Origin of the sequence: Modestobacter italicus (assembly GCF_000306785.1) — a bacterium.
GTDB lineage: Bacteria > Actinomycetota > Actinomycetes > Mycobacteriales > Geodermatophilaceae > Modestobacter > Modestobacter italicus.
In genome coordinates, this window is the sequence record NC_017955.1 from 929,508 (window position 1) to 943,313 (window position 13,806).

Here is a 13,806-nt window from a genome sequence, read left to right on the forward strand (position 1 = left end):
CCGGCGCCCGCAGAGGGCACCATCGTCCCGCGCAGGTCCGTCGATCGGCGGCCGTGGTCGCGACGCGACCACGGGGGACAGGCCCGACGGCGCGGAGGACGACGGTGGTGGGGATGAACGACGACAGCACACGCGGGTGGTTCTCCGGCGGTGGCCGGGACACCAGCCAGCTCGACCTCGGGCAGGGGCAGCTGGTCACGCCGCGGCGGGAGGCCCAGCTGGCCACCGCCGAGCGCCCGGTGCCCGTCGGCCACGACACCGTGCAGGTCGACCGGGAGATGTTCGCCTCCGACCGGGTCCCCTCCCCGGCCGTCGCCACCGGCGACCGCACCCCCGACCCGCTGGCCGACACCGGCTCGGTGGACGTCTCCGGGGTGCGGCTGCGCTCGGTCGAGCAGCACCTGGACGAGATCCTGGGCGCCGTGCCGCAGCCGGCCCCGATCGAGCTCGCCGTGCTGGACGCCCAGGGCCTGCTCTGCGCCGAGCTGGTCACCAGCTCCCGGGCGTTGCCTGCCTTCGACCAGGCCGGCCTGGACGGGTACGCCGTCCGCTCGGCCGACACCACCACCGCCACGGTCGAGGTGCCCACCGTGCTGGCCGTGGTGGGGGAGACCACCGCGGGTTCGGCCGAGACCACCGCGATCGGCCCCGGGCTGGCGCAGAAGGTGGCCGTCGGGGCGATGCTGCCGGCCGGCGCCGACGTCGTCGTCCCCGCCGCCTGGACCGACCAGGGCCTCGCCCGGGTGCAGGTCTACGCCGCGCTGGCACCCGGCAGCTACGTCCGCCGGATCGGCGACGACGTGAGCCCGGGTGACACCGCCGTGCAGATCGGCACCCCCATCGGCCCAGCGCAGATCAGCCTGCTGGCCGCCGTCGGCCGCGAGCGGGTGGCGGTGCGCCCGCGGCCGCGGATCGCCGTGCTGTGCGCCGGCGACGAGCTGGTCGACGTCGGCGCCACCGTCGGCCCCGGGCAGCAGGTCGACGTCAACAGCTACGCGCTGGCCGCCGCGGCCCGCGACGCCGGCGCCGAGGCCTACCGCGGCGGCATCCTGCCCAACGACCGGCGCCGGATGGTCGAGCTGATCGAGGGGCAGTCGCTGCGCAGCGACGTCGTCCTGATCGCCGGCACCTTCGCCACCGGCGCACCCGACGTGCTGCAGGAGGCCCTCGACGAGCTCGGCGGGCTGTCGTTCACCCAGGTCGCCATGCACCCGGGCCCGGTGCACGCCTTCGGCACGCTCGGCCCGACCGGCGTGCCGGTCATCTGCGTGCCCGGCGAGCCGGTCGCCGCGCTGGTCGCCTTCGAGGTGTTCGTCCGCCCGGCGATCCGGCTGATGCTGGGCAAGCGGCAGCTGTTCCGCCGTACCGTGCAGGCCGTGTCGGCCCAGCAGCTGCTCTCCCCGCTCGGGTACCGGCAGTACCTGCACGGCCAGGTCATGCGGCACCCCGACGGCGGCTACGTCGTGGAGCCGATCGGGGACGGCGACCAGGCGATGCTGGCCCGGATGGCCCGCGCCAACTGCCTGATCGTGGTGGACGAGGACGTCACCGAGGTGTCCGCCGGCGGGCTGGTGACGGTCATGCCGATGCTCCTCGGGGGCTGAGCTGGACCCGGCGGTGCACCCCGGCTGGCCGGCCCAGCTGGGCTGGGGGCCGGTCCGGCTCGAGCCGCTGCGCCGCGCCGACGCCGGCGAGTGGGCCCGGGTGCGGACGGCGAACGAGGCGTGGCTGACGCCCTGGGAGCCGTCCTCGCCGGTGCCCTGGCGCGACCGGCACACCCCGGCCGCGTACCGGGCGATGCGGCGGGCCGCCGGGCGGCGGGCCCGGGTCGGGATGTCGCTGCCCTTCGCGCTGCTCGTCGAGGGCCGGCTGGCCGGGCAGGTCACGGTCGACAACGTCGTCCGGGGGGCGCTGCGGTCGGGGCACCTCGGCTACTGGGTGGACTCCGCGGTCGCCGGCCGGGGGATCGCCTCGCTGGCGGTGGCGCTGGTCTGCGACCACGCGTTCGGCCCGGTCGGGCTGCACCGGCTGCAGGCCGACATCCGGCCGGAGAACGGGCCGAGCCGCCGGCTGGTCGAGCGGCTGGGCTTCCGGCAGGAGGGCCTGTTCCGCAGCTACCTGGACATCGACGGCGCCTGGCGGGACCACCTCGCCTACGCCCTGCTGGCCGAGGACGCCCCCGGGGGCCTGCTCACCCGGTGGCGGTCGCAGGCGCCGCGCTGAGCCGACCGGGACCGCACACGCCCAGCCACTGACTGTCCGTTACCGCTTCGAGACGCACAGCGGACCTCGACACGCCGACACGTCGGGCACGCCACGCCGACACACCGCAGGACGTCCCGCGTATCGGCAGCCCAGGCACTTACCTTGACTGCCGAGTGACGGATGTGACTCGAGTGGTCCCAGGGATGGGGCCGTCACGGTGTGCCACGGATGGATCGGGGTGGAAGTGATGGGATCGGGCGTTCTGCTGGCCGCTCTCGTCGTGCTGTGGTTCGTGGTCCTGGTGCCGATGGTGGTCACCCGGGGCGACGCACGCACGGGGACCGGCGTGGCCGACTCGGGCCGCACCCTGCAACGGCGTCGTCCGGTGGACCCGGTGGTGCACGCCGAGACCGAGCGGGTGACGATCGACCGGGCCGCGCTGGTGAGCAGCGGCGAGCTGCGGGTCGACGTGCACGCGGTGCGCCGCCGCACGCTGGCCGGGCTGGTCGCGCTGGCCGTGCTGGCGCTGGTCGGCGCGCTGACCTACCGCTCCTGGCTGTGGGCGCCGCAGGTGCTCCTGGACGTCGCCGTGGTCGGCTACCTCATGGTGATCCGCGCCGCGGCCCAGCGTGAGCGGCGGGCCGCCGCCCGCCGCCGGGCCCGCGCCGTGCAGCGGCCGGCCCGTCGTGCCCCGGAGGCCCGGCCCGTGCCGCAGCGGCCGGCCGCGCAGCGTCCCGCCCCCCGGCCGGCTCCCGTGGTCGCCGCCGAGACCGGCCCGGTGCACCCGAGCGTGCCGCTGGCCCCGGTGCACCCGCTGCGCCCCGGCCGGGTGGTCGCCGCCCGTACGCCGGTGTCGGCCGGCTGGCAGCAGAGCGCCGTCGTCGGCCTGGACGACGAGGACATCGGCTTCGCCGAGATCGACGTCTACCAGCCCCGGGTGGTCAACGGCTGATCGCGGACCCTCCTGTCAGCGGCGGGAGGGGCGGACGGTAAGCTCTGCGTTCGAGGGGCTGTGGCGCAGTCCGGTAGCGCACCTCGTTCGCATCGAGGGGGTCAGGGGTTCAATTCCCCTCAGCTCCACCCTCGTCAGGCCGGGCCCATCGGGCCCGGCCTGACGCGTCTCCGGCTCCGGACGCGGGTCATGGTCACCGGCCGGGCGCGCTCGGTCACCGCGGACGGCGGGTCCGTCATCCGCACCCCGGCGCGCCCGGTCCTGCCCGGCCGGCGGCCCCGGCGGCTGGTGCACTGCCCGGATGACCGGGGTGGAGGGCGACCGCGCGACCGCCAGGCCACCCGGGTCGGTCGGGGCCCTGCTGGTGCTGCTGGTCCTGCTGGCGACGGCCGCCTTCGCTGGCCTGCCGCCGACCCCGGCCGCCGCAGCCCCCCTGCTGCCGGCCGGGTTCGCCGTCCGCCCGCTGCCGAGCGGGCAGGACGAGCTGCTCACCGACTTCGCGTTCGCACCCGACGGCAGCTGGTTCACCGTCGGCAAGAACGGCCGGGTGGCCTGGGTGTCGGCCGATGGACGCCCACGCACCCTCGCCACGCTCCCGGTCGTCACGGTGCAGGACCTCGGTCTCTCCGGGGTCGCCGTCGCCCCGGACTACGAGACCAGCCGGCAGGTCTACACCGTGCGCACGCTCGACGTGGCCGGCCGGTGGGTCATGCGGCTGAGCGCCTGGACGGTCACCGGTTCCCCCGAGCCCACCGGGCTGGGTGCGGAGCGGGTCGTCTGGGACCTGCCGGCCGATGCCGACGTGCACGCCATGACCAGCGTCCTCGCGGCGCCCGACGGCACCTTGTGGGTCACGGTCGGCGATGCGGCGGACTTCCGGTTCGTCGACGCCCGCGCCCTGCGCGCCCTGGACGTGGACGACGGCCGCGGGAAGGTGCTGCACGTCCTCCCCGACGGCCGGGGCGTCGCCACCAACCCGTACTACGACCCGGCAGCACCCGGCTCCTGGCGCAGCCGGGTCTACGCCAGCGGTTTCCGCAGCCCGTTCCGGATGACCCTGGACCCGGCCAGCGGCGCACCGGTGGTCGGGGACGTCGGCTGGAACACGTGGGAGGAGGTCGACCTCGTCCGACCCGGCGCCTCCTACGGGTGGCCGTGCTGGGAGGGGCCTGTCCGGACGCCGGGGTACGCCGAGCTGCCCGGCTGCCAGGGGGTCGGCAACAGCGCTCCGCTCGCCACGTACCCGCACGGACCGGCCGGCACGAGCGTCACCGGCGGCATCGTCTACACCGGGGCCAACTACCCCGAGGCCTACCGCGGGGCCTACTTCTTCGGGGACTACTCCTCCCAGCGGCTCTACACGATGAGGTACGACGCCGAGGGCGACCTCGTCCGGGCACCGGAGGACGCCGGGTTCGGGGTGGGCAACGGCCTGCCGGTGGCGTTCGGGGCGGCCCCGAACGGCGACGTCGTGTACGCCGACATCGGCGGCAGCGTGCTGCAGCGGCTGGTCTACGTGCCCGGGAACCGGCCGCCCACGGCGCAGATCACGCTCACCAGCGACGCCGCCACCCGCACGGTGGCCTTCGACGGCACCGCCTCCGGTGACCTGGACGGCGAGGTGCTCACCTACCGCTGGGACTTCGGTGACGGCAGCACCGGCACCGGTGCCCAGGTGTCGCACACCTACGCCGCACCCAGCACGGCACCGGTCCCGGTGACGCTCACCGTCTCCGACCCCCAGGGCGCCACCGGCACGTCGACCGCGACCGTGGTGCCGGCCAACGGCGCACCCGTCCTCACGCTCGGGTCGCCACCGGCCGGTCGGCTGTTCGCGGTGGGGGACACGGTGGAGGCCACCGCCACCGCCACCGACGCGGAGGACGGTGCCCTGCCGGTGACCTGGAGCGAGGTGCTGGTCCACTGCAGCGGCGGCTACTGCCACCAGCACCCGGGCGAGACGGTCACCGGCGGCACGTTCAGCCGGCCCTTCGTCGACCACGGAGACGACACCCGGGTGGAGATCACCGCCAGCGCCCGGGACTCCGCCGGGGTGCGGGTCCAGCAGACCTTCGAGGCGGCACCGCGGCTGCGCACGCTCACGGTGACGGCCAGCACGCCGGGTGCGGTCACCGTCAACGGCGTCGCCCGGGCCAGCAGCCGGCTGACGGTCGGCGCGCAGGTGTCCGTGATCGCCCCGGTCGTGGCCACCGACGGGGTGGCGACCTTCGAGCGCTGGACCGACGGCAGCCCCCGTGCGCGGGAGCTCACCATGCCGGACGAGGACGTGGCCCTCAGCGCCGACTACCTGACCCCGATCGACCGCCGGTACGCGACGGACCCGGCGCTGCGGGCCGTCCTCGGCGCACCCACCGCCCCCGAGGCCGGCGACGAGACGCTCCGCTACCTCACCACGACCGGCGGTCGGGTGTACTGGTCGCCGGCGGCCGGCGTGCACGAGGTCCACGGTGCGGTCCTGACCGCTTACCTCGCCGAGGGCGGCCACGTCCGCTTCGGCCCACCGCTGACCGACGAGCGCACCGCCCCCGACGGCGTCGGCCGGTACAACCAGTTCGCCGCGCTCGGTGCCGCGGTCTACTGGACCCCGGCGACCGGTGCCCGTGCCGTGTACGGCGACATCGGCGCCCGGTGGGCGGCGCTGGGGTGGGAACGGGGCGTGCACGGCTACCCGCGGAGCTCGGAACTGGGCACGCCGGACGGGCGCGGTCGGTACAACGACTTCGCCGACGGCGGGATCTACTGGCTGCCGGGGGTGGGCGCGCGCAGCGTGGTCGGCGCGATCTACGGCGCCTGGGCCCGCGCGGGCTGGGAGGGCGGCCGGCTGGGCTTCCCGGTCACCGACGAGACGGGCACGCCGGGCGGGGCCGGGCGGTTCAACCACTTCGAGCGGGGCTCGGTCTACTGGACGCCGGCCACCGGTGCGCACGTCGTCGAGGGGGACATCCTGCGCCGCTGGGCCGCGCTGGGCTGGGAACGGTCCTCCCTCGGCTTCCCGACCAGCGACGAGTACGCCGTCCCCGGCGGGCGCCGGTCGGACTTCCAGGGTGGCTCGCTCACCTGGGACGCCGCGACGGGTCAGGTGACCGAGAGCCTCCGCTGACGCCGTCCGGCGGTCAGCCCGCGCCGGGGAAGTCCGGCGGGCGCCGGGCCAGGAACGCGGCCACGCCCTCCCGGCTCTCCGGGTCCGCGGCGGACTCCCGGATCAGCCGCTCCTCGTCCACGAGCTGCTCCTCCAGCGTGCGGACGGCGGCCCGGCGCACCAGCCCGCGGGTGCGCACCATCGACCGGACCGGGCCGGCCGCCACCTGGGAGGCCAGCGCGGTGGCCACGTCGAGCAGCTCGTCGTCGTCGACCAGCCGGGCGACCAGGCCGAACAGGTGCGCGTCGGCCGCGCTGAGCGTGCCGTCGGTGAGCATGAGCTCCAGCGCGCGCGGCGCCCCGAGCGCCCGGGTCAGCGCCCACGACGTCCCGCCGTCGGGGGAGAGGCCGAGGCCGCCGTAGGCCGGCCGGAGCTTGGTGCCGCGGGCGCAGACCACGATGTCGCAGGCGCCGAGCAGACCCAGCCCGGCGCCGGCCACCGCGCCGTGCACGCCGGCCACCACCGGGACGTCGCAGTAGAGGACGGCCCGGATCGTGTCGTGCCAGGTGTGCGCCAGCCGGCCGACCACCTCCGGCATGTCCTCGGCGGCGTCGGCGAAGACGCGGACGTCCCCGCCGACGCAGAACCTCGGCCCGGCCGCGGTCAGCAGCACCGCCCGCGCCGTGCCGGGCCGCTGCTCGAGCGCCGCACGAAGCTGCTCGGCCATGGCCTGGTCCACGACGTTGCCCCGCGCCGCGTCGTCCAGCGTGACGTGCCAGACGTCGCCGTCCAGCGCGGTGGTCACCGGTCCGCTCATCGTCTGCTGCCCCCTGTCCTCGGAACTCCACGCTAGGGGCCGGGCGGCCTCCCCGCCCGGGAACGCGACGACGCCCCGGTCGCCGGTGACCGGGGCGTCGCGTGTGCAGGAGGTCCCTCAGGAACGGGTGGCGGACTCCCTCCGGGCCACCAGCTCCGGCTCGACCTCCTGGTCGATGGCGCCGGGCGCGCCGCCGAACTCGTCGGCGACCTCCCCGGCGACGTCGTCGGGCTCGCCGTGGCCACCGGCCAGCTGCGCGTCGGCCGCGGTGAGCATCCGGTGGCCGGTGGCCAGCACGGCGATGGCCAGCACGACCGCGCCCGCACCGACGAGGAACGGCACGTGCAGGTCGAAGCGCTCGGCCAGCTTGCCGGCGGCGTAGGGCGCCAGGCCGCCGCCGAGGAACCGGACGAAGCCGTAGGCGGCCGAGGCGACCGGGCGGGGCACCGGCGAGACGAGCATGACCGCCTGGGTGGTCAGCGTGTTGTTGATCCCGACGACGATCCCGGAGGCGATCACGCAGGTGATCAGCGCCCAGCGGACGTCGGTGAACAGGCCGATCAGCAGCAGCAGGACGGCGAAGAAGCCGAGCGCGCCGTAGAGCGCGGGGGCGGTGCCGAAGCGGGCCTGCAGCCGGGGCGCGCCGATGACCGCGAAGAAGGCGACCAGCAGGCCCCAGCCGAAGAAGACGAAGCCGAGCTGGATCGCCGACAGCTCCATCGGGTAGGGCGCGTAGCCGAGCATGGTGAAGAAGCCCCAGTTGTAGAACAGGGCGGTCAGGCTCATCGTCAGCAGGCTGCGGTGCCGCAGCGCCTTGAGCGGCGCCGACAGCGGGGTCGGTTCGGCCGGCTTCGGCGTGGCGTCGAGCAGCACGACGGTGGCCAGCAGCGCGATCGCCATCAGGACGGCGACGCCGAAGAACGGGCCGCGCCAGCTGATGTCGCCGAGCAGACCGCCGACCAGCGGGCCGGCGGCGATGCCCAGCCCGAGCGCGGCCTCGTACAGCACGATCGCGCCGGCGAAGCCGCCCGACGCCGAGGCGACGATGACCGCCAGCGAGGTGGCGATGAACAGCGCGTTGCCCAGGCCCCAGCCGGCGCGGAAGCCGACGATGCCGTTGATCGAGCCGGACAGCCCGGCGAGGGCGGAGAAGACGACGATGACGGCCAGGCCGGTGATCAGCGTCTTCTTGGCGCCGATCCGGCTGGACACCCAGTTGGTGCCGAGCATCGCGACCGCGGTGACCACCAGGTAGCTGGTGAACAGCAGGCTGACCTGGCTGGGCGTGGCGTCCAGCTGGGCGGACAGCGCCGGCAGGATCGGGTCCACCAGCCCGATGCCCATGAAGCTGACGACGCAGGCGAAGGCGACGGCGTAGACCGCCTTCGGCTGCTTGGACGTGGTCGTGGGACTGCCGCCGCTCACGAGGTGCCTCCGGTTCGTTCTGGGACGGGGGCCTGCGCCAGCCGGGCCAGCGCGGGCAGTGCTGCGGTGATCGCGCGGACGTCGTCCTCGGCGAGCTGCGCCAGCGGCCCGGCCAGCCGGGCGGCCCGGTCCTCGCGCCGCCGGTCCAGCAGCTCCGCGCCGGCCGGGGTGAGGGTGAGCAGCACCGCCCGGCCGTCGCCGGGGTCGGTGCGCCGGTGCACCAGGCCGGCGTCGGCGAGCCGGCCGACGAGCGCGGTCATCGAGGGCTGGCTGACGCCCTCGCCGGCCGCCAGCTCGGTGAGCCGGGCCGCGCCGCAGCGGCGGAGCGTGGTCAGCGTGGCGGCCGCGGTGAGGCTCAGCCCCTGGCGGTCCAGGGTGAGCCGGCGCAGCGCGATGACCACGTCGTCCAGCCGCTCGGCGAGCTCGCTGCTGTCGACGTCCACCGCTCTGTTGTACAACCCAACTATGTATCCCGGCCAGTCAGGGTGACGGACGAGACACGCGGCAGGGCGTCAGAACCAGGAGGGGAACCACATCCGCTGGGCCCACTCCGCGTGCGTCAGCGGCTGCCCGGTGAGGATCGGGTAGAAGAAGACGAACGTCATCGCCACCGCGGCGACGTACAGGCAGACCGCCGCCAGCCCGATCCGCCGGCGCAGCACGCTGGCCCCGGCCGCACCGAGCACGTCCTGCAGCACCAGGGTCACCGCGAGGACGAAGAACGGCAGCACCGGTGCCATGTAGAAGATGAACATCGTCCGGTCGAGGTTGACGAACCAGGTGAGCCAGCCGGCGGCGATGCCGACCGCGATGGTCAGCGCGGCGGGGTCCCGGCGGGCGACGAGCCGCCAGACCAGCCACACCAGGGCCGGGGCGAACGCGAACCACAGCGTCGGCGTCCCGAGCATCAGGATGTACCGGATGACCTGGTTGCCCTCGGGGTCGGTGAGCCCCTGCGGGTTCCACAGCAGGATCGGGCGGCCGTCGACCAGCCACGACCACGGCTCGGACTGCCACGGGTGCGGGGTCGACAGCCCGTTGTGGAACCGCAGCCACTCGGCGTGCATGTGCCACAGCGAGCGCAGCGCGCCCGGGACGAACGGGTAGGCGGTGTCCGGGTGCTGCTCGGCCCAGTGCCGGCCCTGCGAGCCCTCGCCGCGGAACCAGCCGGTGAAGGTCGCCAGGTAGGCGAGCACCGGCAGCAGGCCGAGGGCCCAGGCGGCACCCGGCAGACCGCGGCGCAGCGCCACGGCCGTCGGCCGGGCCACGCCCGCCTCGCGCCAGGCCGACCGGTCCCACCACAGCGAGAGCACCGCGAAGAAGGCCAGGAAGTAGACGCCGCTCCACTTGGTCGCGCAGGCGCAGCCGAACAGCACCCCGGCGGCCAGTCGCCAGGTCCGCGGCCCGAGCGGGAACCCGCTGCGGGTCACCCGGTCGGCGCCCTCGCGCACCCGGGCGCGCACCTGGTCCCGGTCGACCACCAGGCAGCTGACCGCGCACACCACGAACACCTGCAGGAAGACGTCGAGCAGCCCGATCCGGCCGAGGCTGAACGAGAGCCCGTCCAGCGCCAGCAGCAGCCCGGCCACCAGGCCGAGCAGCGTCGAGCCGGTCAGCCGGCGCGCCAGCCGGGTGAGGACGACGACGGCGATCGTGCCGGCCACCGCGCTGGGCAGCCGCCAGCCGAACGAGTCGTAGCCGAACAGCTGCTCACCGACCGCGATCAGCAGCTTGCCCAGCGGTGGGTGGACGATGAACGTGTAGCCGCGGTTGTACTCGTACCCGAGCTCCAGGAACTCCCGGGCCTCCGGCGGGTAGTACGCCTCGTCGAAGACCAGGTCCGCCGGGTAGCTGATGTCCCACAGCCGGGTCACCAGCGTGGCCACCCCGAGCACCGCGGTGAGCACGGCGGCCAGCCGGCGGTCGCCGGGCAGCGGCGGGGTGGACTGCCGGCGCGGCCGGGGGAGTGCCGGGCGGCGGCGCGGCCGCGGGTCCTCGGGAGCCGACTCCGTCCGCTCGGGGGTCAGCACCGCCATGGCCGTCAGGGTATGTGGCCGACCTGTCCGGTCCGCCGCGACAGGCCCCGTGACAGGCTCGGCGGCATGAGCGGACGACTGGTGCTCGGTGGTGCGCCGCTCGGGCAGCCCGGGGACGTCGGCCCGCGGCTGCGCGAGGTGCTGGCCACCGCCGACGTGCTCGCCGTCGAGGACACCCGCCGGCTGCACCGGCTGGCCGCCGACCTCGGGGTGACGTTCACCGGGCGGCTGGTCAGCTTCTACGAGTCGGTGGAGCAGGCCCGGCTGCCCGGGCTGGTGGCCGCGATGCGGGACGGCGCCACCGTGCTGCTGCTCACCGACGCCGGCATGCCCTCGGTCTCCGACCCGGGCTACACGCTGGTGCGGGCGGCGATCGAGGCCGACATCACCGTCACCTCGGTGCCGGGCCCGTCCGCCGTCGTCACCGCGCTGGCCGTCTCCGGGCTGCCCACCGACCGGTTCTGCTTCGAGGGCTTCCTGCCGCGCAAGGGCGGTGAGCGCCGGGCGGCGCTGGCCGCGCTGGCCGGTGAGCTCCGCACGATGGTGTTCTACGAGTCGCCGCACCGGCTCGCCGAGGCGCTGGCCGACGCCGCCGCGGCCTTCGGCGCCGACCGGCCCGCCGCCGTCTGCCGGGAGCTGACCAAGACCCACGAGGAGGTCCGCCGCGGGCCGCTGGGCGAGCTGGCGAGCTGGGCCGCCGAGGGCGTGCGCGGGGAGATCACCCTGGTCGTCGCGGGCGCCGTCGCCGGGCCGGTGTCGATGTCGGCGGCCGAGCTCGCCGCGGAGGTCGCCGCGGAGGAGGCCGCCGGCGCCGACCGCAAGGAGGCGATCCGGACCGTGGTGGGCCGAACAGGGTTGTCCCGCCGCGTCGTCTACGACGCCGTCGTCGCCGCCAAGGGAGCCTGAGGCATAGGTACCTTTACCGGCGTCCTGAGCCGCGATCCGCCGGTATTGGTACCTATGCCGGTGCCCTCAGCCGGCGTTCAGCTGCATCTGGCGTGCCCGGTAGACCTCGAGGACCTTGGCCCGGACGCCGTCCGGGTCCCGCAGCACGTCTGCGTAGGTGAACCGGAGCACCACCCAGCCGAGCGCGGCGAGTGCTCTGTCGCGGGCCAGGTCCTTGCGGCGGTCCTCCGGGGAGGTGTGGTGGGCCGCGCCGTCGAGTTCCACGGCGAGCTTGACCTCGGGGTACGCCCGGTCGAGCTTGATCCGGCCCGTCGGCAGCTCGACCGGGTGCTGCCCGACGCTCCGGGGGAGCGACCGGTGCTGGAAGACGCTGAGCACGCCGTGTGCCTCCAGCTCGCTCTCGCAGCCGTCGGCGATGAGCTCGATCGTCTGCCGCAGCGTTCGCCGCCCAGGGACGTTGGGTCGCTCGGCCAGCGACTCCCGCAGTTGGTGAGCCGTCACCAGTCGTCGGCGGGCGGTGTCGATGACCAGAGGACGGCGCTCGGGCACCGGCATCAGCGGCCAGGCATCGACGATCGAGCGGGGCAGGGCGGTGACACGAAGCCCGGACCGCTCGGTGCACTGCTCGGACTCAGGGTCGAAGCGCAGTCGGCGGTGGACCACCAGGTCGCTCGCCCCGGCCCGCTTGAGACCTTGGTCGACCGTGAGGTGGAGCGGCCGTTCCAGTCGTCGGAGTCCCCAGACGGCAAGTGCCGTCGTGTGACTCAATGCGGCAACCGGCCCTGCGTGCAGCAACGCCGCGCGCAGCACGGCCCGGTCGTCCGCTGCTCCGTCGGGCAGTCGGTAGACGTGCGGGAAGACCCGCGTGAGGTTCCGCCGTCCGATGTGTCCGTCGAGGACGACCGCCGGAACGGTCTCGAGCAGCTGCCTGCGCGTCGCCAGCCCGTCGTTGGCCTTCACTGTCTGCCGGATCGCTGAGCGCCAGTCCACCCGAGGAGGGTGCCCGGCGCAGCTCGGTCGCGAAGGGCCCGGACGCCGTCCTGTGGATGACCGAGCCGGCGCCGACCGTCGTCCCCTGGCCAAGGCATAGGTACCTATACGTGCACGTCAGCGCCTCAGATGCACGTATAGGTACCTATGCCTGGGACGGCGGCGGGGCTAGAGCCAGCCGCTGCGCTTGAAGCCGCGGTAGAGGAGGTAGCAGAGGCCGGCCATCAGGAGCAGCGCCAGGGGGTAGCCGAAGCGCCAGCTGAGCTCCGGCATGTGCTCGAAGTTCATCCCGTAGATGCCGGCGATCAGGGTGGGCGCGGCGATCAGGCCGGCGTAGGAGGAGATCCGGCGCATGTCGTCGTTCTGCGACACCGAGATCCGGGCCAGCGCCGCCTGCAGGATGTTGGACAGCAGCTCGTCGAGGCCGGCGACCTGGTCGCGCACCCGCAGGGCGTGGTCCTGGACGTCGCGGAAGTACGAGCGCATCGCGTCCGGCACCAGGTCGTTGGGCCGCTCGGCCAGGGTGGACAGCGGGATCTCCAGCGGCTGGACCGCCCGGCGCAGCTGCATCAGCTCCCGCTTCAGCTGGTAGATCCGCGGGGTGTCGTCGGTGCGGTCCGTGCTGAACACCGACGTCTCGAGCTCCTCGACGTCGTCCTCCACCGCCTCGGCCACCTCGACGAAGTGGTCGACCACCAGGTCGCTGACGGCGTAGAGCACCGCCGCCGGCCCCAGCCGCAGCAGGTCGGTCTGCCCCTCCAGGCTGTTGCGCAGGTCCTTCAGGCCGCCGTGGTCGCCGTGCCGGACGGTGATCACGTAATGGCTGCCGAGGAAGACCATCACCTCCCCGGTGTTCACCACCTCGCTGGTCGCGGTGAGCGCGCCGTGCTCCACGTACCGAGCGGTCTTCAGCACCATGAACAGGCTGTCGTCGTAGCTGTCCAGCTTGGGGCGCTGGTGCGCCTCGACGGCGTCCTCGACCGCCAGCGGGTGCAGCCCGTACACCGCGGCGATCCCGGCGAGCTCGGCCTCGGTGGGCTCGTGCAGCCCCAGCCACACGAAGCCGTCCTGCTCGACCGCCAGCCGCAGGGCCTCGTCGTGGGGGACCGGCGCGAGGCGCCGGCCGTCGACGTAGACGGCGCAGTCGACGACGAAGTCGGTGCCCGACCGGGCGGCCGGCGGCAGGCTCGGGGCACCGGCCGGGGGAGGTGTGCGCCGCACCTGGGGCAGGCGCGACCGCGTCCCGGACGAGCTGTCGGTGCTGGTCACCGGGGTCTCCTGGTTGCTCGTGCGCCTGCTCGGTCGACCCGGCGCGTGACCTGCTGAGGGTAGGCATGCGAGATGTGCGCACCCGTGGGACGCTCCCCGAACCGAT

General features: G+C 74.7%; 11 protein-coding genes and 1 tRNA gene. 6 read left to right on the forward strand and 6 right to left on the reverse strand.

What is annotated here, in order from left to right:
• Positions 1-113 precede the first annotated feature (113 nt).
• The 5 genes from glp (at position 114) to MODMU_RS04505 (ending at position 6,278) form a co-directional block, all read left to right on the forward strand.
• Complete coding sequence (gene glp, locus MODMU_RS04485) at positions 114-1,604, forward strand: molybdotransferase-like divisome protein Glp (protein ID WP_014738989.1); 1,491 nt, start codon at positions 114-116, stop codon at positions 1,602-1,604.
• A gap of 13 nt (positions 1,605-1,617) precedes the next feature.
• Positions 1,618-2,223 carry a GNAT family N-acetyltransferase gene (locus tag MODMU_RS04490; RefSeq protein WP_014738990.1) on the forward strand — a complete coding sequence of 202 codons (606 nt, stop codon included), beginning with the start codon at positions 1,618-1,620 and terminating at the stop codon, positions 2,221-2,223.
• Between the two features lie 229 nt (positions 2,224-2,452).
• Positions 2,453-3,157 (forward strand): divisome protein SepX/GlpR, encoded by a 705-nt coding sequence (gene sepX, locus MODMU_RS04495; RefSeq protein ID WP_014738991.1) that lies wholly within the window; start codon positions 2,453-2,455, stop codon positions 3,155-3,157.
• Between the two features lie 54 nt (positions 3,158-3,211).
• Positions 3,212-3,285, forward strand: a tRNA-Ala gene (locus MODMU_RS04500).
• A 173-nt stretch (positions 3,286-3,458) separates the two neighbouring features.
• Complete coding sequence (locus MODMU_RS04505) at positions 3,459-6,278, forward strand: PQQ-dependent sugar dehydrogenase (RefSeq protein WP_014738992.1); 2,820 nt, start codon at positions 3,459-3,461, stop codon at positions 6,276-6,278.
• A 13-nt stretch (positions 6,279-6,291) separates the two neighbouring features.
• Here the strand turns inward: MODMU_RS04505 and MODMU_RS04510 are convergent, their stop codons facing one another.
• From MODMU_RS04510 to MODMU_RS04525, 4 genes are all read right to left on the reverse strand, one after another.
• A complete protein-coding gene (locus tag MODMU_RS04510) occupies positions 6,292-7,074 on the reverse strand; it encodes an enoyl-CoA hydratase/isomerase family protein (RefSeq protein ID WP_014738993.1) in 783 nt (260 codons plus the stop codon).
• A gap of 117 nt (positions 7,075-7,191) precedes the next feature.
• On the reverse strand, positions 7,192-8,499 hold the full coding sequence (locus MODMU_RS04515; RefSeq protein WP_014738994.1) for an MFS transporter: 1,308 nt from the start codon (positions 8,497-8,499) through the stop codon (positions 7,192-7,194).
• Complete coding sequence (locus MODMU_RS04520) at positions 8,496-8,942, reverse strand: MarR family winged helix-turn-helix transcriptional regulator (protein ID WP_014738995.1); 447 nt, start codon at positions 8,940-8,942, stop codon at positions 8,496-8,498. The genes MODMU_RS04515 and MODMU_RS04520 overlap by 4 nt, the downstream gene beginning before the upstream one ends.
• Before the next feature lie 69 nt (positions 8,943-9,011).
• Positions 9,012-10,535, reverse strand: a complete 1,524-nt coding sequence (locus MODMU_RS04525) for a dolichyl-phosphate-mannose--protein mannosyltransferase (RefSeq protein WP_014738996.1) — start codon at positions 10,533-10,535, stop codon at positions 9,012-9,014.
• Between the two features lie 66 nt (positions 10,536-10,601).
• On the opposite strand from MODMU_RS04525, the gene rsmI reads away from it, so the two are divergent.
• The gene (gene rsmI, locus MODMU_RS04530; protein ID WP_014738997.1) at positions 10,602-11,441 is read left to right on the forward strand and encodes a 16S rRNA (cytidine(1402)-2'-O)-methyltransferase; all 840 of its coding nucleotides are present in this window, start codon (positions 10,602-10,604) and stop codon (positions 11,439-11,441) included.
• A 66-nt stretch (positions 11,442-11,507) separates the two neighbouring features.
• Here the strand turns inward: rsmI and MODMU_RS04535 are convergent, their stop codons facing one another.
• Together MODMU_RS04535 and corA are read right to left on the reverse strand one after the other, a co-directional pair.
• Entirely contained in the window at positions 11,508-12,431 is a 924-nt protein-coding gene (locus MODMU_RS04535) for a DUF559 domain-containing protein (RefSeq protein WP_014738998.1), read from the reverse strand.
• Between the two features lie 168 nt (positions 12,432-12,599).
• The gene (gene corA / locus MODMU_RS04540; protein WP_014738999.1) at positions 12,600-13,700 is read right to left on the reverse strand and encodes a magnesium/cobalt transporter CorA; all 1,101 of its coding nucleotides are present in this window, start codon (positions 13,698-13,700) and stop codon (positions 12,600-12,602) included.
• Positions 13,701-13,806: the final 106 nt, after the last annotated feature.

Bases quoted from the DNA above. Each gene is read 5' to 3' on its own strand.
- MODMU_RS04505 (WP_014738992.1), top strand. From the start codon at position 3,459: ATGACCGGGGTGGAGGGCGACCGCGCGACCGCCAGGCCACCCGGGTCG.
- sepX (WP_014738991.1), top strand. From the start codon at position 2,453: ATGGGATCGGGCGTTCTGCTGGCCGCTCTCGTCGTGCTGTGGTTCGTG.
- MODMU_RS04510 (WP_014738993.1), bottom strand. From the start codon at position 7,074: ATGAGCGGACCGGTGACCACCGCGCTGGACGGCGACGTCTGGCACGTC.
- glp (WP_014738989.1), top strand. From the start codon at position 114: ATGAACGACGACAGCACACGCGGGTGGTTCTCCGGCGGTGGCCGGGAC.
- rsmI (WP_014738997.1), top strand. From the start codon at position 10,602: ATGAGCGGACGACTGGTGCTCGGTGGTGCGCCGCTCGGGCAGCCCGGG.
- MODMU_RS04525 (WP_014738996.1), bottom strand. From the start codon at position 10,535: ATGGCGGTGCTGACCCCCGAGCGGACGGAGTCGGCTCCCGAGGACCCG.